Below are 19,331 nucleotides of genomic sequence, written 5' to 3'. Positions count from 1 at the left end.
CCCTTTCGCGACGATTGCGTGAAAACCGCCATGATTGCCGCCTCGGGTTTTTTTCAGCGTTCCGCCGTCGCCTGGCTGCTGTTGTTTCTCGGCGCGTTGGTGCTGTTCGTTCCCGGTGTCTTCACGCTCCCGCCAACCGATCGGGACGAGCCGCGCTTCGCCCAGGCCAGCCGCCAGATGCTGGAAGACGGCGATTACCTCAACATCCGCTTCCAGGACGAAGCGCGCCTCAACAAGCCGGCAGGGATCTACTGGCTGCAGGCTGCGTCTGCTTATCTCGCGGGTTCGGGTTGGGCTAATCCGATCTGGCCCTACCGCATGCCATCGTTGCTCGGCGCGCTGGCGGCGGTTGCCTTGACCGCTCGGCTCGGTCAGCGACTGGGTGGGAACGGCGCAGGATGGCGCGCCGGGGCCTTGCTCACCTTTACCGCGCTGCTGCTGGTCGAAGCCCGGCTGGCCAAGACTGACGCGGTGTTGCTGGCGTTGGTGGTGGCGGCGCAGGCGGCCCTGTGGACCATCTACCGGGCGCATCGGGAGGAACTCGAAGCGCCCGCGCGCGCGGTGCAGGCGTTCTGGATCGCACAGGCGGCTGCCGTGCTCATCAAGGGGCCGATCGCACTCATGGTTTCCGGCTTGACGGTGCTGACCCTGGCTGCCGCCGACCGGGATGTTCGATTGTGGCGGGCGCTGCGGCCGATGTGGGGCGCCGTCTGGTTTGGGCTGCTGGTCGTGCCCTGGGTGGTCGCCATTCACCGAGCGAGTGACGGCGCCTTCTGGCACGACGCCGTGGCGCGCGACTTGTTGGCCAAGGCGGCGCGCGGGCAGGAGTCCCACGGTGCACCCCCGGGCGCCCATCTGCTGGTGACGCCATTGACCCTGTGGCCCGCAGTCCTGCTGCTGGTCCCGGCGCTGATCGCCTGCTGGCGCTCCCGCGCTCAGCCGGCAGCGCGCTTTCTGCTGGCGTGGGCGCTGCCTTTCTGGGTGGTGTACGAGCTGATTCCGACCAAGCTACCGCACTACATTCTGCCGACGGTTCCCGCGCTGTGTCTGATGGCAGGGTTGATGCGTTCAGCTTCGGTGGCGTCCAAGGTGCCCCGTTGGAGTCGCTGGGTGGGCGGTGCACTGTGGGGTTTGGGCGCCGCGCTCTGGCTGGTTCTCGCGGGCTGGTTGCCGCATTGGGCCGGCGAATCGGCTGTTGTCCCCTTGCTCATGACGGCCGGGATGCTCGGCGTTGCGGTGTGGTTGATGGCACGTGCGCACACCTGGCTTGGCCTGGCGCTGAGCGCAGCGCTGCCGGCGGTGTGGATTCTGGGTATTTCCCTGCCGCATCTGGATGGGCTGTGGCCGAGTCGGGAGGTGGCGCGGCATCTGGAACGCCAAGGTCTGACGGCGCCATTGATCACCGCCGGGTATACCGAACCCAGTCTGGTGTTCTGGCTTGGACGACAGACCACACGGCTGAGCGAGGGTGATGAGGCGGCGCGACTGGCGCTGCAGGCACCGGGGCGGCCGGTGCTGGTCGATGCCCGGCGGAAAGCGGATTTTCTCGCGACACTGACCGCGCTCGGTGCCAGCGCCGAGCCTGTGGCGCATATCCAGGGACGCCAGGTCAATGGCGGCGATTGGCTGCGGCTGACTCTCTACCGGGTGACCACGGAGGTGAAATGACGAGGCGACTCGGTTGCGGGCACGCGTCATCCGTGGCGCGGCGTCTTCGGGGCCATGGGCTGGCCCTGACCCTGCTGGTGGTCGTCATCGCCCTGTGCGTGCTCTGGATTGATCAGCCTTTGGCTTGGGCGTTTCGCCGCCACCGGTTTTTTTTTGATGACTTCGCGGCCCTGATCACCCATGCCGGCGATTCGCGGTGGGCGCTGTGCGCATCGGTCTCGGGATGGGCTTTGGGACGGGTTGCTCGGCAGCGCCTCTTGACGCAGGAGATGTGTGAGCGTGCACGCTGGCTGAGCTTGGCGAGTGGCTTCGTGTTCGTGAGCGTGGCCAGCTCGGGGTTGCTGGTCAATCTGCTCAAATATCTGTTTGGGCGCGCCCGGTTCAATGCCTTGATGCTGCACGGCGAATATGGGTTCTACTTTTTCGAGACCGGCTACGATTTCAGCTCGTTTCCCTCCGGCCATGCCAATACGGCGATTGCGCTCGCCATCGCGCTGAGCTGCCTGTGGCCGCGTGTACGCCGGCTGTTCCTGCTGGCCGGTGTCCTGCTCGCCCTCAGCCGGGTGGTTGTGACGGCCCACTACTTGAGCGATGCGCTGGCCGGTGGTTTGCTTGGATGGTGGACCACCCGTTTGTGGTGGCGCTGGTTCATTCAGCGCTATCCGATCCTCGGATCGGGTGGGCCGACCGGGGGCGCTGCGGCCACAGGTCAATGGGTCGACGGGGACGCCGGGGGCACGGTGTCATCCGCCAGCAGCTGGCCGACATCGACGGCATCGAAGCCGTACTCGCGGCCGCAGAACTCGCAAGTGACCGAGACGCTGCCCTGTTCGCGCAGGATGTCCTGAAGTTCCTCTGAACCCAGCTGTCGCAACATCGCCGCAACGCCATCGCGGGAACAGCGGCAGCGGAAGCTCACGGGGGCCGGTTCGAACAGACGGACCGTCTCTTCGGCGAACACGCGGCGCAGCAGTGTTTCGGCTGGCCATTGCTGCAACTCGGCCGCTTCCAGTGTATCCAACAGGTGATTGCAACGATTCCAGGCGTCGGGATCGGCGCTTTCGCCGGGCATACGCTGAATCAGCAGTGCGGTGACGATCTGTTCGCTCGCGGCCAGCAGCACCCGGGCCGGCAGCTGCTCGGACTGGGCGAAGTAATGTTCCAGGGCGCCGGCGAGGTTCTCGCCGGTGAGCGGCACCACACCTTGGTAGCGCTCACCGGGATCACGCCCTTCCAAGGCGAGCAGCAGCCGGCCATGCTCGCCGAAGCCGATCTGGTCGGTCGGCACGCCTTGGTCGTAGCGGGCAGTGGCGCGCAGATGCAGCAGGTGGTCGCACTGGGCCAGCACCAGGCGCAGCGGACCCTCGCCTTCGATCTGCAGGTTGAGCCGGCCCTCGAACTTCAGTCCCGCAGTGAGCAGGGCGCTGGCCGCCATGGCCTCGCCCAGAAGACGCCGTACGGGTTCGGGATCGGTGCGGCGCGATTGCGCTTCCTGCCAGGTCGCTTCCAGCCGCACCCATTGCCCGCGGATCGGGAAATCCTCGAACAGGAAGCGATAGAGACGATCACCATCCGCCACCTCAGCCGTCCAACTTGTGGCGCAAGAGTTCGTTGAGCTGGCCGGGGTTGGCTTTGCCGCCCGTGGCCTTCATGGCCTGACCGACGAAGAAGCCGAACAGCTTGTCCTTACCCGCGCGGTACTGGTCGCGCTGGGCCGGATTGTCTGCGATGATCTGGTCAATGATCGCCTCCAGCGCGCCGGTATCGGTGATCTGTCGCAGGCCGAGCCGGTCGATGATGGCGTCGGCATCGCCGCCGTCGTTCCAGAGCACCTCGAACACTTGCTTGGCGATCTTGCCCGAGATGGTGTTGTCGCTGATTCGGGTCAGCATGCCGGCCAGTTGCGCAGCGCTGACCCGGCTCTCGGTGATGTCGAGGTTCGTCTCGTTGAGCCGCGCGGCCAGCTCGCCCATGACCCAGTTGGCGGCGAGCTTGGCGTCGCCGGACGTCTGTGCGACCACGGCCTCGTAGTAATCCGCCAGCTCGCGCGAGTTGGTGAGCACGCCGGCGTCGTAGTCGGGCAGGTTGTAGTCGGCGACGAAGCGCGCGCGCTTGGCGTCGGGCAGTTCGGGCAGGGTGGCGCGCACCGCATCGACGAAGGCCGGCTCGATCACCAGCGGCAACAGATCGGGGTCGGGGAAGTAGCGGTAATCGTTGGCTTCTTCCTTGCTGCGCATGGAGCGGGTCTGGTCCTTGACCGAGTCATAAAGGCGGGTTTCCTGGACCACGGTGCCGCCCCCTTCGAGCAGATCGATCTGGCGCTCCACCTCGTAGTTGATGGCCCGCTCCACGAAGCGGAAGGAATTCAGGTTCTTGATCTCGCAGCGCGTGCCGAGGCGTTCCGCGCCGCTGCGGCGCACCGACACGTTGGCGTCGCAGCGGAACGAGCCTTCCTGCATGTTACCGTCGCAGATCTCCAGATAGCGCACCAGGGCGTGCAGCTTCTTCATGTAGGCCACCGCTTCCTTCGCCGAGCGCAGGTCCGGCTCGGAGACGATTTCGAGTAGCGGCGTGCCGGCGCGGTTGAGATCGATGCCCGAGAGACCATGGAAGTCCTCATGCAGGCTCTTGCCGGCGTCTTCCTCCAGATGGGCGCGGGTGATGCCGATGCGCTTGCGCTCGCCGTCTTCCAGGTCGATGTCGAGGTGTCCTTGGCCCACCACTGGCAGCTCGAACTGGCTGATCTGGTAGCCCTTGGGCAGGTCGGGGTAGAAGTAGTTCTTGCGCGCGAACACCGAGCGCGGCGCGATGTGGGCCTGCACGGCCAGGCCGAACTTCACGGCCATGCGCACGGCCGCTTCGTTGAGCACGGGAAGCGTACCGGGATAGCCCAGGTCGATGACGCTGGCCTGGGTGTTGGGCGCCGCGCCATAACGCGTCGCGGCACCGGAAAAGATCTTGCTGCGGGTGGCGAGTTGGGCGTGGATTTCCAGCCCGATCACGACTTCCCATTCCATTGCGCGATTCCTCAGAAGTGCGGGCCGATATCAGGCGAAAGCGGTCGGATGGCGGCGGTGCCAGTCAGTTTCCCGTTGGAACTGGTGTGCCATGTTGAGCAACCGGCCTTCCTCGAAATGCGGCCCAATCAGCTGCAGACCCACCGGCAGGTCATCGACGAAGCCGGCCGGTAGTGACAGACCCGGCAGGCCGGCAAGGTTCACGGCGATGGTGTTGATGTCGGACAGATACATCTTGACTGGATCGTCGGTCTTCTCGCCCAGCCGGAAGGCGACTTCGGGGGCCGTGGGACCCGCCAGGACGTCGACTTCCTCGAACACGCGGCGGAAATCCTCGGTGATCAGCCGCCGGCAGCGCTGCGCCTTGAGGTAATAGGCATCGTAGTAACCGGCTGAAAGGACATAGGTGCCAATCATGATGCGGCGCTTGACCTCGGCGCCGAAACCTTCGCCGCGGCTGCGCTTGTAGAGATCCTCCAGATTCACCGGGTTCTCGCAGCGATGCCCGTAACGCACGCCGTCGAAACGCGATAGGTTGGACGACGCCTCGGCCGGCGCAAGGGTGTAGTAGGTCGGTACCGACAGACCGAGGTTGGGGAGCTGCACCGGATGCAGCGTCGCGCCCAGGCTTTCGAACACCTTCAGCGCCGATTCGACGGCACTCGCCACCGCCGGCTCGAGACCGGCGCCGAAAAACTCGGCCGGGATACCGATGCGCAAGCCGGTGAGCGGATTGGTCAGCGTCCCGGCATAGTGGGGTACGGGATGGTCCACGCTGGTGGAGTCGCGGGGATCGAAACCGGCCATCGCCTCAAGCAGCAGGGCGCAGTCCTGCGCGTCGCGTCCGAACACGCCGGCCTGGTCGAGGCTGGAGGCAAAGGCGATCATGCCGTAGCGCGACACGCGGCCATAGGTGGGCTTGAGGCCGGTGATGCCGCACAGCGCGGCCGGCTGGCGGATCGAGCCGCCGGTGTCCGAACCGGTGGCCAGCGGTGCCAGGCGTGCTGCAATGGCGGCCGCGGATCCGCCCGAAGAGCCACCCGGGACCCGTGCGGGATCCCAAGGGTTGCGCACCGGGCCGAAATAGCTGGTTTCGTTAGACGAGCCCATGGCGAACTCGTCCATATTGGCCTTGCCCAGCGTGACGAGACCCGCTGCCGCGCAGCGCTCCACGATGGTGGCATCGAAGGGTGGTACGAAGTTGCCCAGCATGCGCGAACCGCAGGTGGTGCGCTGTCCCGCCGTGAGGAAGATGTCCTTATGGATCATCGGCACGCCGGTCAGCGGGCCGGCCTCGCCGCTGCGTCGGCGGGTATCGGCGGCGCGCGCTTGCTCAAGGGCGCTGTCTGGATCGACGGTGATCAGGCTGTTGAGTTCGGCATCGAATTGCGCGATGCGCTCCAGAAATACCTGCGTCAGCTCTTCACTGGTGCATTGGCCCTGGGACAGGGCCTCGGCCATTTCGGCGACGGACAGACTGTGCATGCAAACTCCCGGCGGGGCGTTTTGGGTTATTCGATGACCTTGGGAACCAGAAACAGGCCGCTCTCGGCGGCGGGCGCCTGGGCTAGACAAGTCTCGCGCATGTCAGGCTCGGTCACCTCATCGGGCCGCAGCCGTTGCGCCAAGTCCAGCGGATGGGCCATTTCGGCGATTGCCGTGGTGTCCGCCGCGTTGATCTGGGCCAGCAGATCGAGGCAGCGGGAGAGGGTCTGGGCATGGGTTTCCAGTTCCGCTTCCTCGACCGTCAGACGGGCGAGATGCGCGATGCCACGGACCGTTTCGATATTCAGCGACATGACCGTTCTCCACAAGGCAGGATGCCGCGATGACGGATGGCTTGTCACGGGCGGCCGAAGTGTACACGCAACCGGGGGCGCTTGACCCCCGGCCTTGCTCCTGTCACAAGGCGTTGCTAGAGTTTGGCATTTTAACATCTTCCCGCCGCGACGATTCGGCTCATACGGACTTGAACTTCCATGTTGAAACTTAAAGGGCTTCGGGGATTCTTCTCCAATGACCTGTCCATCGATCTAGGCACGGCCAATACCCTCATCTACGCTCGCGGCAAGGGAATCGTGCTCGATGAACCTTCCGTCGTGGCGATCCGCGATGACGGCAATGGCCGCGGCAAGACCATCGAAGCGGTCGGCGCTGCGGCCAAGGCCATGGTCGGTCGCACACCCGGGCACATCACCGCGATCCGGCCGCTGAAAGAAGGCGTGATTGCCGATTTCACCGCAACCGAAAAGATGCTTCAGCACTTCATCCGCAAAGTCCACGATTCGCCCTATTTCCGGCCGAGCCCGCGGGTGTTGGTGTGCGTGCCGTACGGGGCGACCCAGGTAGAGCGGCGTGCGATCAAGGAATCGGCTGCCGGTGCCGGCGCGCGCCGAGTCTATCTGATCGAGGAGCCGGTGGCGGCCGCCATGGGCGCCGGGATCCCGGTGCACGAGGCACGCGGATCGATGGTCCTCGACGTCGGCGGCGGTACCTCCGAGGTGGCGGTGATGTCGCTGAACGGGATTGTCTACGCCGCTTCGGTCCGTGTCGGTGGGGACAAGTTCGACGATGCCATCGTCAACTATGTCCGGCGCAACTACGGCACCCTGATCGGTGAATCGACGGCGGAACGCATCAAGCGAGAGATCGGATCGGCTTTCCCTGTCAAGGAAGTGCGCGAGATCGAGGTCAAGGGCCGTCATCTGTCTGAAGGTGTGCCGCGCAGTTTCACCCTCAACAGCAACGAGATCCTCGAATCCATGCAGGAGCCGCTCAGCGCCATCGTGCGTGCGGTCAAGACGGCGCTCGAGCAGACCCCGCCCGAGTTGGCCTCGGATGTCGCCGAGCGTGGCATTGTGCTCACCGGCGGCGGTAGCCTGCTGCGCGATCTGGACCGGCTGCTCCTCGAGGAAACCGGCATCCCGGTGGTGCTCGCGGATGATCCCTTGACCTGTGTGGCCCGCGGCGGTGGCCGGGTTTTGGAACTCATCGACGAGCACGGAGTCGATCTGTTCGCTCTGGACTGAAAGGACTTACGTTGCGCGGGCGCGGACGGCGCCTGCGCGATGCCGTGCCATGGGGGCAAGGCCATCAAACCGCTGTTCCTCAAGACTCGCGCGCTGAATCTGCGTTTCGTGGTATTCGTGGTCGCGTCGGTTGCCTTGATTCTGTATGACTCGGGAGGGGCCGAGTCGAAACGGCTGCGTTTGGTGCTGGGCACCTTGGTTTACCCGGTCCAGCTGGCAGTGGATTGGCCGGTGCGGTTAGGAAAGGAATTCGCCGACGGGACTCGCAGCCGCCGGGCCTTGCTGACCGAGAATGATACCCTGCGCACCCGCCAGGTTCTGCTGGAGGCACAGATCCAGAAGCTGGCTGTGCTCCAGGCGGAGAATGCCCGCTTGCGGGAATTGCTGCAGTCCTCAAGTCGTCTGGACGATCGACTGTCCATCGCCGAAATCCTCTCCATGGACCTGGACCCCTATCGCCAGAGCATCATGCTCAATCGTGGTCTGGTGCATCAGGTGCATGTCGGCCAGCCGATCATCGATGCCCATGGGGTGATGGGCCAGATCACGCATGTCGGACTCAATACCTCCACCGCGCTGCTCATTACCGATACCAATCATTCCCTGCCGATCGAGGTCAACCGCAATGGCCTGCGGACCGTGGCACAAGGGACCGGCGAGAGCCGCTGGCTGACCTTGCCCTATCTGCCCCGCAACGCGGATATCCGCGAAGGCGACCTGTTAATCACCTCAGGGTTGGGCGGACGGTTCCCGCGCGGCTATCCAGTCGCAACCGTGAAGACGGTGATGCGGCAGGGCGGTGGGCGCTTCGCCCAGGTCCGCGCGGAAGTCACCGCACAGGTCGACCGCAGCCGGGAGGTCTTGTTGATTTGGGATCATCCCCCGTTAGACACGCCGCCGCGTGCGGAACACCTGCCCGCGGAGGAGCCCTGACATGCCGGCACGCTGGGGTATTCTGGGGGTGTGCTTCTTCGTTTCCCTGGCACTGACCTTCGTGCCATTGCCGCCATGGGCAGCGGACTGGCGGCCGCACTGGGTGGCGCTGGTCCTGGCCTATTGGATCATCGCCTTGCCCGAGCGGGTCAGCCTGACGACAGCCTGGTGTCTGGGCCTGCTCATTGACGCGGGTCGCGGCGGTACCCTTGGGGTGCAGGCGCTCAGTCTCACGCTTATGGCCTATCCACTGGCGCGTTTTCATCTGCAGTTGCGCGCCTTTCCGGTGTGGCAGCAGGCACTGCTGCTGCTTCCATTGCTGTCCATCGCGGTGTTTCCCGGATTTTGGCTGGCGGGTATGGGTAATCGGAGCGAACCCAGTTTCCCGTGGCAGGGCATCCTCACCAGTTGCCTGCTTTGGCCCTGGGTGTTCGCGGTGCTGCGCCATGTTCGGCGGCGTTTCAGTCTGGCGTGAAAACGGTGCGGCAGCGATTTCGATCGAAGCAGCGGGTCCGGTTGTATCACCCGGAGCTGCAGCGCCGGCTGATTCGCAGTCGGATCGCTATTGCGCTCGTGGTCGCTGCGATTCTGGTAGCGGGGCTGTGTCTGCGACTGTACGAGCTGCAGGTGCGCGATCATGCCCATTTTGCGACCCTGTCCCAAGGCAATCGCGTCCGGTTGCGTCCCCTGCCGCCCCAGCGGGGGCTGATCTATGACCGACATGGCGTCCTGCTGGCGGAAAACCTGCCGTCGTTCCGACTGGAGATTGTCCCCGAGGATGTCCCGGATCTGCCGCAGACCCTGGACCGGTTGTCCCGGCTCATCGACATTACGCCGCAGGATCGGGAGCGCTTCGAGCGCGAGCGTCGGCGCAGCCGGCCATTTGATGCGGTTCCGTTGCGCCACCGCCTGACCGACGAGGAAGTCGCGCGGCTGGCAATCGACCGAATTCATTTCCCCGGTGTGGATATTCGCGCCGATCTGACCCGCCACTATCCGTTCGGCGCGAGCACCGCCCATGTGATCGGCTACATGGGGGCGGTGGACGAGCGGGATTTGCGCAACGTTCCGGAAGGGACCTATGCCGGGTTGAACGAGGCCGGGCGCAGCGGCGTCGAGCGCTACTATGAGTCTGAATTGCGCGGCGTGACCGGATATGAACAGGTCGAGGTCAACGCGCAGGGCCGCACGATTCGTGTGCTGGAAACCCATCCGCCGGTCACTGGCCAGAACCTCTATCTCAGTCTCGACATCCGTCTCCAGCGCGCTGCCGAGGAAGCATTGGCCGGACAGCGTGGTTCCATCGTTGCCATCGCGCCGGAGAGCGGCGAAATCCTCGCGTTGGTCAGCCAGCCGTCCTACGATGCCAATCTGTTCATTGGCGGAATTTCCCTGGCAGACTACCGCGCGCTCAGCAAGGACCCGGGGCGACCGTTGTTCAACCGTGCCGTCCTGGGACAGTATCCGCCGGGTTCCACGGTCAAGCCGCTGCTCGGGGTGGCCGATCTGGCCGCCGGCCTGCCGCTCGGATCGGGTGGGGTCTACTGTGCCGGCTACGTCAAGCTGCCCAATCAGGAACGGCGCTATCGCGACTGGAAGCGCAGTGGTCATGGGCGGACCGATCTGCGTCGCGCCATCGCCGAATCCTGCGATGTGTATTTCTACCAGCTGGCGCTCGAGCTGGGGATCGATCGAATTCACGATGTGCTGGTGGCGTTCGGTTTCGGTCACGCGACCGGCGTCGATCTGCCCGGGGAGCGGGGCGGCCTGGTGCCCTCCAAGGCCTGGAAACAGCGGGTCCGAAAGCAACCCTGGTACATAGGGGAAACCCTGGTGAACGTTATCGGACAGGGCTACAACCTCGCGACGCCGCTGCAGCTGGCGCAGGCCACCGCAACCCTGGCGCGCCGCGGGCGCGTCGTTCACCCGCGCATGGTCCGGGCGCGCGAGGATGTTGCCAGTGGCCAGTACGTGCCGATGACGCCCGTCCCGGGCTCGGCGGTTCCATTCGGCACCCCGGCGCAGTGGGAAGCGGTGGTCGATGCCATGCATGATGTGGTGCAGACGCCGGGCGGAACCGCCTACGGCAGTGGCCGGAGCGCGCCTTATGCCTACGCGGGGAAGACCGGCACGGCACAGGTGTTTGGGTTGGGCAATGAAGAAGAATACGTTGAGGCCAACGTTGCAGCGCACCTTCGGGACCACGCATTGTTCATCGGCTTTGCGCCCCTGGAGAATCCGGCGGTCGCTGTGGCGGTTGTCGCCGAGCACGGCGGCAGCGGCGGCCGCACCGCCGCACCCATCGGCCGCCAGGTACTCGATGCCTATCTGGTGCGAGAAGAGGAAGCGATACCATGAACCGCCAGGTCTATGAGCTGGGCGTCGGCATGCGCGCGCCGTTTCGCGATTGGCCGACCCGTCTGCATGTGGATCTGCCGCTGTTGGTCCTGTTGAGTCTGTTGTCGACCATCGGTCTGATCATTCTCTACAGTGCCGGCGGTGAGAACATGGACCTGTTGTTTCGCCAGCTGATGCGATTGGGCCTGGCCTTCGGGGTGATGCTCACGGTGGCTCAGATTCCGAGCCAATGGCTCTATCGCTTGGCGCCGGGTCTCTACGGGATCGGGTTGATCCTGCTCATTCTGGTGATGCTGCTGGGCGATATCGGCAAAGGGGCGCAGCGCTGGCTGGACTTGGGTGTGATCCGCTTTCAACCCTCGGAAATGATGAAGCTGGCGATGCCGCTGATGGCCGCCCGCTATCTGCAGGACCGGGGAATCCCGCCTGCCGGCTGGGATGTGCCGATCATCCTGCTCCTGATTGGCGGGCCGGTATTGTTGATTGCCGAACAGCCGGATCTGGGGACTGCCGTACTGGTCGCCACCTCGGGTGTGGCCGTCCTGTTCCTCGGGGGGCTGTCATGGCGCTGGATCCTGTCACTGGCCGGAACGCTGGCGGCCGCGATGCCGCTGGTCTGGAATCTGATGCACGACTACCAGCGCCGACGCGTGCTCACCCTGCTCGACCCTGAAGCCGATCCGTTGGGATCGGGCTATCACATCATCCAATCCAAGATCGCGCTCGGTTCCGGGGGGTTGTTCGGTAAGGGCTGGCTCAATGGTAGCCAGGCGCATCTGCAATTCTTGCCGGAAGGCACGACCGATTTCATCTTTGCCGTCTACGGCGAGGAGTTTGGGCTCATCGGATTGCTGTTGCTATTGGCACTTTATATTGCAGTCACCGTGCGCGGACTGCGGATTTCCGCAAACGGACAGAACGGCTTCGAACGGCTGCTCGCCGCCAGCCTGAGTTTTACCTTTCTGTTCTACGTGCTCGTCAACACCGGCATGGTCAGCGGCGTATTGCCGGTGGTGGGTGTGCCGCTTCCGCTGATCAGCTATGGTGGAACCTCGATGGTGACCCTGCTGGCGGGCTTCGGTATGCTCATGTCGATCCAGACACACAAGAAGATGCTTGCTCCATGAAACGATTGCTCCGCTTTTCCACCGCAGCCTGGTTTGCCGTCTGGTCGTTTTCTCAGGCATCGCTGGCCGCGGCCTTGGATGCCCCGCCGACCTGGATCGATGCGGCTGAGAGCGAGGCGCTGGTGCGCCGCCTGGTCGATCAGGATGGCCTGTCGGAACCCGCGGTTCGCGCGCTGCTGAACGAGGCGGTCTACAAGCAGGACATCATCGATGCCATCACGCGTCCTTATGAGGCCAAACCGTGGCATCAGTATCGCCAGCTGTTCGTGACGCCCACCCGGATCGACGGCGGGGTGCAGTTCTGGAACACCCACCGCGATCTGCTCAGCCAGGCCGAAGCCCGCTATGGCGTGCCCGCCGAAATCATCGTCGCGATTATCGGGGTTGAAACCCAGTACGGTCGCAACTTCGGTCGCTATCGGGTGCTCGATGCGCTGGCAACGCTGGGTTTTGCGTATCCGCCGCGCAGTCGGTTCTTCCTCGGTGAACTCGAGCACTTCATGCGTCTGGCGCAGGAAGAAAAAATCGATCCTCGTCAAACGCTCGGCTCCTATGCCGGCGCTATGGGCATGGGACAATTCATTCCCAGCAGCTATCGCGCCTATGCCGTCGATTTCGATGCCGACGGGCAGCGCAATCTATGGCAGCCGGCCGACGCCATTGGCAGCGTGGCCAACTATTTCGCCCGGCATGGCTGGACCAAGGGCGCGCCGGTGGCGTACCCCGCCGAGGCGACGACCCCGGAAAGCCAGGCCTTGGGCAACCAGAAGCGCGAAACGCCGCATACGGTGGGTGTGCTGCGTCAGGCCGGGGTTCGCAGTTCGGCGCAGGTGCCTGCCGCTCAGCCGGCCAATCTGCTGATGCTCGATCAGCAGGATGGGCCGGAATACTGGTTGGCCTTGCCCAATTTCTACGTCATCACGCGCTACAATCACAGCGTCTTGTATGCCATGGCCGTTTTCCAGTTGAGTCAAGAAATCCGCCATGCCGATCAAGCCGGGCCCTGAGATCGACCTTGCCGGTGCACGTCCCGGCCGTGCGGCGTTCGGCCGGGGTGGCGCCGTTTTGCTCGGATTACTGCTCACCGCGTGTGGGCAGCTGCCGCACCAGCCGGTACACAACGCACCGCTGACACCATCAGCAAGCGGCGCGAGCAGCCAGTATCCGGATGCCGTCCCACGCGTCGAGCCGCGCAGCCGGCTGGGCAATCCGCCGTATTACGTCGTCAATGGGCGGCGCTACGTCGTCCTGGATTCGGCAAAGGGCTTTTACGAACGCGGGATCGCTTCGTGGTACGGACCCGATTTTCACGGCAAGTCGGCGTCCAGCGGTGAACGCTACGACATGTACGCTATGACCGCGGCGCACAAGACCTTACCCCTGCCCTCCTATGTCCGGGTGACCAATCTCGAGAATGGACGCAGCGCCGTAGTGCGGGTGAACGATCGTGGACCCTTCGTCGGCAACCGTGTAATCGACCTGTCTTTCGCCGCAGCCACGCGTCTTGGAATCGTGCAACAGGGCACGGCGCCGGTAGAGGTCGTTGCTATCGAACCTGCTGAGGCGGGTGCTGTGATCGCGAATGCCGGCCCCCGGGCTGTGGCCGGCAAGCCACGCTTTTACCTGCAGACCGGCGCATTCTCTCAACGTGAAAATGCCGAACGCATGCGCCGGCGGCTTCTCCTTGCCCAGCTCGGGCCGGTCGATATCCGCAGTGAACCAAACGGCTTTCAGACCGTCCATAAGGTCTGGATTGGGCCGTTCGATGATGTGAGTGCGCTCGATATGGCCAGTGCAAAACTCGAGGATCTCGGAATTCACGATTCCCGACCCACCATTGATTGAGGGGTGGCATGTTCGACGACCGCATGGACGCTGCGCGCCGACTGGCCGGTCGGCTGTCGTCAGTGAAAGGGCAACACCCTTTGGTCCTGGCGATTCCGCGCGGCGCTGTGCCCATGGCCGCGCATATCGCGCAGATCCTCGATGGCGAGCTGGACGTGGTTCTGGTACGCAAACTGGGCGCTCCGGGCAATCCCGAATATGCTATTGGCGCCGTCGACGAATCCGGCGCTGTCTGGATCAATCCCGACGCCGCCTCTTGCCTTGACTCATCCGACCTCGAGCGTGAAGTTGCGCATCAGCGCGGCGTCTTGGATGCACGCCGCCGGATCTACGGGCCGGCGCGCAATCCGGCCGGGCGGATCGTGATCGTGGTGGATGACGGTGTGGCCACCGGCTCGACCCTGATCGCCGCCTTGCGAGCGGTCCGTCGCCACCAGCCTCGGCGATTGATTGCGGCCATCGGGGTGGCACCGCCGGAGACCATCGCCCGCCTATCCGGATATGCCGATGAGATCGTCTGCCTGGAAATGCCGCCATGGTTCGGTTCCGTAGGGGAGTTCTACCGGGATTTCGCCCAGGTTGAGGACACCGAAGTGGTCCGCCTGCTGGAGGAGTGCCGCGCGGGCGCAGCGAGTTCGAGGCAATCCCAGGGCTAGCCGATCGGCGAAGCCGCACGTGGACACGGCGTGCACATGGCGCTCCGGGGGGAGGGCCAAGTCCTGGCCCATGCAGCCCACCGACGCTGACAGGAGGTATTTAGTGGCCTTGACTTATGACGCGCGTACCGCGCTCGTTGTCGTGGATGTCCAGAACGATTTCGCCGATCCGAAAGGCAGCCTTTACGTTCGCGGCGGCGAGGCGGTGATTCCGCTCATCAATGTGGAAATCGAGCGGGCGCTCGCCGCTGGCGCCCTGGTCGTCTATACCCGAGATTGGCACCCGCCGGTGACGGCGCATTTCGAGAAGGATGGCGGGATTTGGCCGGTGCACTGTGTGCGCGATACGTGGGGGGCCCTCTTGCACCCGGCGCTGACCGTGCTTGGCCCGGTGATTTCCAAGGGAATCGGTGGCGAGGACGGCTATTCGGGGTTTTCGATGCGCGATCCACAAAGCGGGGAAGTTCGGAATACGCCGCTGCTGGCGCTACTCGCCACCCGTGAAATCACCCGACTCGTGGTTGCAGGACTGGCTACCGACTATTGCGTTCGCGCCACCGTAATCGACGGCCTTGAGCGGGGCTACGCCGTGACGGTGCTCACGGACGCCATCCGGGGTGTGGACCTCGAGCCTGGCGACGGGGATCGCGCTCTGGCGGAAATGCGCCAGCGAGGTGCGGTGCTGGCATGAGCAAGGATCATCCCATTCCCGCCCTGTTCAGCGATCAGTATCAGCTGACGATGTTCCAGGCCTATCACACCGAGGGCATGACTGGCCCGGCGGTATTCGAGCTGTTTGCGCGCCGGTTGCCGCCGGGGCGCAATTATCTGGTGGCCTGCGGTCTCGAGGATGTCCTGGATTATCTGGAGAATCTTCGCTTTACCGCGGATGAAATCGACTATTTGCGCAGTTTGGGGCGATTTACCCCGGAAGTGCTCGAAATTCTCCGGGAGTTTCGTTTCAGCGGTACCGTCCACGCGATGCCCGAAGGGACGGTGTGTTTTCCCAACGAACCGTTGCTTTCGATCGAAGCCCCCTTGCCCGAAGCGCAGCTGATCGAAACCGCAGTGCTGAACCTCATCCACTACCAGACGCTGGTGGCCTCCAAGGGCGCTCGCGTGGTGGCTGCGGCCGCGGGCGCGGATGTGGTGGATTTCGGCGCCCGGCGCACGCATGGGCGTGATGCCGCGCTGGCCTGTGCTCGGGCGCTGTCAATTGCCGGCTATGTCGGCACGTCGAATCTCGAAGCCGGGCAGCGGCTGGGCATTCCGGTGGTGGGCACGGTGGCGCATAGCTACATCGAAGCGCACCCGGACGAAGAGCAGGCGTTCATTCGCTTCGCCGAACACTATCCGGGGACTACGTTGCTGGTGGACACCTACGATACCCTGCACGCCGTGCAGCGCATCATCGCGTTGTCCCATCGTCTGGGTGAGCGCTTCAAGGTGGGTGGCATCCGGCTCGATTCGGGTGATCGGGCCACATTGGCGCGGCAAAGCCGGAGTTTGCTTGATGCCGCCGGATTGACCGACGTGCGCATCGTGGCGAGCGGCAATCTGGACGAGTACCGGGTGGCGGCGCTGCGCGCTGCCCGCGCGCCGATTGACGTGTTCGGGGTCGGCACGGCGGTCAGTGTCGTGGCCGATGGGCCAAGCCTGGAGGCGGCGTACAAGCTCGTGTCCTACAACGGGCGCGATTGCGGCAAGCTGTCGCCGGGCAAGGTCAGCTTGCCGGGTCCCAAACAGGTCTATCGCATCATGGAAGGCAACTCGGCAATCGGCGATGTCATCGCGCGCCGCGATGAAGCTGTGATGGGTGAACCCCTGCTGCACTGTGTGATGCGAAAGGGTTGTCGCCTGCCCAGCGCCAGTCCCGGATTGTCTGCATCCCGTGCACACCTGGCGGCCGGGCTGGACCGGCTCCCCGCCCGGCTGCAGAGCCTGTCCGATGCGGCGCAGCCCTATCCGGTGGCGGTGAGCCAGGCGCTGCTCGCCGCCCAGTCGCGTTTCCAGCAGCTGCATAGCGAGGACACATGAAAGCCGGCGCCGGCGATGCCCTTGCGGTCTCTCCGGCGGAAAAGCGCGCTTTCCTGTGCCAAGGTGGGGTACTGAGCGAGGATGACTCGGCACCCGTGCAGGTGGTCGAGACCCGATCTTCTTGGGTTTTTCTCACCAACGTGGGCGCCTACAAGCTCAAAAAGCCGCTGCGCAGCCGGATGATCGATCTCACGAGCGTGGCGGCGCGTGGGCGCAATGCCACGCTCGAACTACATCTGAACCGGCGCCTGGCTCCGACCGTCTACACGGGTCTGTTGCCGCTCATCTGTGATCGTAGCGGTTTGCGAGTCGGTCCGGTGGTGGCCTCTCCGACGGATGGTCCGCTTGATCCCGCGCACGTGGTGGACTGGCTGGTGGGCATGCACCGGCTACCGGCGGCACGGATGCTGGATCGCCTGATTGGCGATGGTCGTCTCGACGATGCCGTTGTCGAAGGCATCGGGGTGCATCTGGGTGACTTCTATCGGGCGCAGCCGGCGCTTCCGCTGAATCCGGGTGTCTATGTCGAGGGACTGCGCCGGACCATCGACGGCGAAGGGGCGATCCTGGCCACGGCACCGGAATGGGTGGATGCCGAGCGGCTGTCGGCTGCCCTGCGGCGTCAGCGGGAATTCCTCAACCGCCGGGGCTTGCTGTTGGCCGAGCGGGCGAGTGCCGGGCGGATCATCGAGGGGCATGGGGATCTGCGTCCCGAGCATGTCTGCTGCCTCGAACCGCCGGTGATCTTCGACTGCCTGGAATTCAGCCGCGAGCTGCGCATGCTCGATGCCGTGGATGAGCTGGCCTATCTCGGCCTGGAGTGCGCCAGGCTGGGGCAGCCGGGTACGCTGGAAGGATTGCTGGCGGCTTATGGCGCCTGCTGCGAGGACGATCCGCCAGCGGAACTGGTGCGGTTCTACCAGCGCTATCGGGCCTTGGTGCGCGCCAAGCTGGCCCTGTGGCATCTGATCGACCTGCCGCACGACCGTCCCGCGAAATGGCGGACACGGCTCGAGACCTATCTGACCATCGCTGCCGGACCTTGAGACGCGTCAGATCGCGCCTTCGGCCAGATCCTCCAGCGAGCTGTCCTCATGCAGTCGCGCGATGGCTTCGGCGAGAAACGGTGCCGTGTCCAACGTGGTGAGCTTGGCCGTGATCTCGGGCTGAGTCAGCCGCAGCGGCGGTACTGTGTCGCACACCACCAGCCGCGTCAGGTCCGAGCCGGCCAGGGCGGTGTTGGCAGCGGAGGTGAAGACGCCATGGGTCGCGGCGGCTTCCACGGTGGCGGCGCCCGCCCCCCGCAGCGCCTCCGCGCACAGGGCCAGCGTCCCACCGGTGCTGATGAGGTCATCGAAGATCAGCGCCGGGCGGCCGGCCACCTCTCCCACGATCTCCCCGCCGCCCATGCGCCCGCCGCTGCGCCACTTGTGCATGAAGGCCAGCTCCACCTCGCGCTCCAGCCGCTGGCCCAGCGCCTGGGCGAAGCGCTCGGCGCGCTTGATGGCCCCGCCGTCGGGCGCCACCACCACCCAGTTCGCGGGCCGGGCGGCGAAATGGGCGACGAACAACGACCGCGCTTCCAGATGCACGACCGGCCGGCGAAAGGCGTTCTGGAACGCCGCCCGGTTATGCACGTCCAGCGTCACCACGCCATCGACCCCGATGGCTTCGAGCAGCTGGGCGAGGTAGCGGTGCGTCACCGGATCGCGCGGCTGGCTGCGTTGGTCCTTGCGGGCATAGGCCAGATAGGGCAGCACCGCGGTGAGGCGCGCAGCCCCCGCATCGCGCAAGGCGCCCAGCAGGAACAGCAGGCGGCACAGCTTGTCGTGGATCGAATGCCCCGGCTCGCCATGCAGCTGCTGCAGCACGAAGATGTCCGCCCCGCGCACGTTGTCCAGTGGGCGGATCTTATGCTCCCCGTCCTCGAATTCGCGCTCCTCCAAGGCCGCAAGCGACAACCCCAGCGCCGCCGCCACGCGCGTGCCGTAGTTGGCACTTACCTGCGGCGCGAACAGGCGCAGCGCGCGGGTCGCTGATTGGCTCGGTGGATCGATGGGCGATGATGGGGTTATTGCCATGGTCGGTGTTCCGTGATGGCGGAGTCTTTATCCTGACGCGCCGGAACATCCGGCTCAAGTGACCCTCGCCATCGAGCGGCAACGATTGCTGCCCGCGGCCGGTCACAAACCCGATGGCCCACCGGTCTAAATAACTGTTGATATCCCGTCAACGCTCCCCGATGCGAGAGAGAGTCATGCTTGCACATACCGAATCAGTCACGTTGGAAGCGCCGTTTTCGGTTGCCTATCCCTTTCTGTCCAATCCCGAGAATCTTCCCCGGTGGGCTCATGTATTCTGCCAGGACATCGAAAAACAAGGATCGGAGTGGTTGGCGCAGACGGTCGCCGGTCCCTTGATCATTCGCTACGCATGCGATGCGGCCAGCGGAACCATCGACATCATTTCCAGGCTGGATCCCGGCGTGGAAGACATCGCCTACACACGCTTGATGCCCAATGGTCCGGGTTGTGAATTCACCTTCACATTCTTCCGGACCGCCGATATGTCTGATGAGATTTTCGACTCCCAACGGTGGGGGCTTCGTGAAGAAATGCGCGCACTGCGCGCCATCTTCCGGGAACTCGTCGGTTAAGCCGA

18 protein-coding genes and 1 pseudogene are annotated in these 19,331 nt (G+C 64.6%); 14 read left to right on the top strand and 5 right to left on the bottom strand.

Going from position 1 to position 19,331, the window contains the following annotated elements; all coding sequences use genetic code 11:
* Positions 1-30: 30 nt before the first annotated feature.
* Positions 31-1,668, top strand: a complete 1,638-nt coding sequence (locus E4680_RS05605; protein WP_135281408.1) for an ArnT family glycosyltransferase — start codon at positions 31-33, stop codon at positions 1,666-1,668.
* Positions 1,665-2,312, top strand: a pseudogene (locus tag E4680_RS14460) (phosphatase PAP2 family protein); the annotation flags it as partial. The gene E4680_RS05605 and the pseudogene E4680_RS14460, both read left to right, overlap by 4 nt.
* A 65-nt stretch (positions 2,313-2,377) precedes the next feature.
* Here the strand turns inward: E4680_RS14460 and hslO are convergent.
* From hslO to gatC, 4 genes are read right to left on the bottom strand one after another with little or no spacing between them, the layout of a single operon-like run.
* A complete protein-coding gene (hslO, locus tag E4680_RS05595; protein WP_135281406.1) occupies positions 2,378-3,247 on the bottom strand; it encodes an Hsp33 family molecular chaperone HslO in 870 nt (289 codons plus the stop codon).
* A gap of 1 nt (position 3,248) precedes the next feature.
* Positions 3,249-4,685 carry an Asp-tRNA(Asn)/Glu-tRNA(Gln) amidotransferase subunit GatB gene (gatB, locus tag E4680_RS05590; protein WP_135281405.1) on the bottom strand — a complete coding sequence of 479 codons (1,437 nt, stop codon included), beginning with the start codon at positions 4,683-4,685 and terminating at the stop codon, positions 3,249-3,251.
* A gap of 30 nt (positions 4,686-4,715) precedes the next feature.
* The gene (gene gatA / locus E4680_RS05585) at positions 4,716-6,170 is read right to left on the bottom strand and encodes an Asp-tRNA(Asn)/Glu-tRNA(Gln) amidotransferase subunit GatA (protein ID WP_135281404.1); all 1,455 of its coding nucleotides are present in this window, start codon (positions 6,168-6,170) and stop codon (positions 4,716-4,718) included.
* 26 nt (positions 6,171-6,196) lie between these two features.
* Entirely contained in the window at positions 6,197-6,484 is a 288-nt protein-coding gene (gene gatC / locus E4680_RS05580; protein WP_135281403.1) for an Asp-tRNA(Asn)/Glu-tRNA(Gln) amidotransferase subunit GatC, read from the bottom strand.
* 180 nt (positions 6,485-6,664) lie between these two features.
* On the opposite strand from gatC, the gene E4680_RS05575 reads away from it, so the two are divergent.
* The 11 genes from E4680_RS05575 to E4680_RS05525 all read left to right on the top strand — a co-directional run bounded on the left by E4680_RS05575 (position 6,665) and on the right by E4680_RS05525 (position 17,716).
* Positions 6,665-7,714: a rod shape-determining protein gene (locus E4680_RS05575; protein WP_135281402.1), complete on the top strand. Its 1,050-nt coding sequence runs from the start codon at positions 6,665-6,667 to the stop codon at positions 7,712-7,714.
* A gap of 39 nt (positions 7,715-7,753) precedes the next feature.
* A complete protein-coding gene (gene mreC / locus E4680_RS05570; RefSeq protein ID WP_135281401.1) occupies positions 7,754-8,647 on the top strand; it encodes a rod shape-determining protein MreC in 894 nt (297 codons plus the stop codon).
* A gap of 1 nt (position 8,648) precedes the next feature.
* Positions 8,649-9,122, top strand: coding sequence for a rod shape-determining protein MreD (gene mreD / locus E4680_RS05565; RefSeq protein ID WP_135281400.1), 474 nt, complete (start codon positions 8,649-8,651; stop codon positions 9,120-9,122).
* Between the two features lie 5 nt (positions 9,123-9,127).
* Positions 9,128-11,005: a penicillin-binding protein 2 gene (gene mrdA, locus E4680_RS05560; RefSeq protein WP_240696132.1), complete on the top strand. Its 1,878-nt coding sequence runs from the start codon at positions 9,128-9,130 to the stop codon at positions 11,003-11,005.
* A 29-nt stretch (positions 11,006-11,034) separates the two neighbouring features.
* Positions 11,035-12,132, top strand: coding sequence for a rod shape-determining protein RodA (rodA, locus tag E4680_RS05555; protein ID WP_205688776.1), 1,098 nt, complete (start codon positions 11,035-11,037; stop codon positions 12,130-12,132).
* The gene (gene mltB / locus E4680_RS05550) at positions 12,129-13,139 is read left to right on the top strand and encodes a lytic murein transglycosylase B (RefSeq protein ID WP_135281398.1); all 1,011 of its coding nucleotides are present in this window, start codon (positions 12,129-12,131) and stop codon (positions 13,137-13,139) included. Before rodA ends, mltB begins: the two co-directional genes overlap by 4 nt.
* Entirely contained in the window at positions 13,117-13,977 is an 861-nt protein-coding gene (locus E4680_RS05545) for a septal ring lytic transglycosylase RlpA family protein (RefSeq protein ID WP_135281397.1), read from the top strand. The genes mltB and E4680_RS05545 overlap by 23 nt, the downstream gene beginning before the upstream one ends.
* An 8-nt stretch (positions 13,978-13,985) precedes the next feature.
* Positions 13,986-14,633 (top strand): phosphoribosyltransferase, encoded by a 648-nt coding sequence (locus E4680_RS05540; RefSeq protein WP_135281396.1) that lies wholly within the window; start codon positions 13,986-13,988, stop codon positions 14,631-14,633.
* Between the two features lie 103 nt (positions 14,634-14,736).
* A complete protein-coding gene (locus E4680_RS05535; RefSeq protein ID WP_205688766.1) occupies positions 14,737-15,324 on the top strand; it encodes an isochorismatase family protein in 588 nt (195 codons plus the stop codon).
* Positions 15,321-16,670 (top strand): nicotinate phosphoribosyltransferase, encoded by a 1,350-nt coding sequence (locus E4680_RS05530; RefSeq protein WP_135281394.1) that lies wholly within the window; start codon positions 15,321-15,323, stop codon positions 16,668-16,670. Before E4680_RS05535 ends, E4680_RS05530 begins: the two co-directional genes overlap by 4 nt.
* The gene (locus E4680_RS05525) at positions 16,667-17,716 is read left to right on the top strand and encodes a hypothetical protein (protein WP_135281393.1); all 1,050 of its coding nucleotides are present in this window, start codon (positions 16,667-16,669) and stop codon (positions 17,714-17,716) included. Before E4680_RS05530 ends, E4680_RS05525 begins: the two co-directional genes overlap by 4 nt.
* A 6-nt stretch (positions 17,717-17,722) precedes the next feature.
* Here the strand turns inward: E4680_RS05525 and E4680_RS05520 are convergent, their stop codons facing one another.
* Entirely contained in the window at positions 17,723-18,751 is a 1,029-nt protein-coding gene (locus E4680_RS05520; protein ID WP_135281392.1) for a ribose-phosphate diphosphokinase, read from the bottom strand.
* Between the two features lie 176 nt (positions 18,752-18,927).
* Between E4680_RS05520 and E4680_RS14030 the strand changes: the two genes are divergently transcribed.
* A complete protein-coding gene (locus E4680_RS14030) occupies positions 18,928-19,326 on the top strand; it encodes an SRPBCC family protein (RefSeq protein WP_167792398.1) in 399 nt (132 codons plus the stop codon).
* Positions 19,327-19,331 lie beyond the last annotated feature (5 nt).

This window comes from Candidatus Macondimonas diazotrophica, assembly GCF_004684205.1.
GTDB lineage: Bacteria > Pseudomonadota > Gammaproteobacteria > UBA5335 > UBA5335 > Macondimonas > Macondimonas diazotrophica.
Note: the sequence above shows the minus strand (reverse complement) of the source record. Positions and strands in the feature narration are given on the sequence as shown.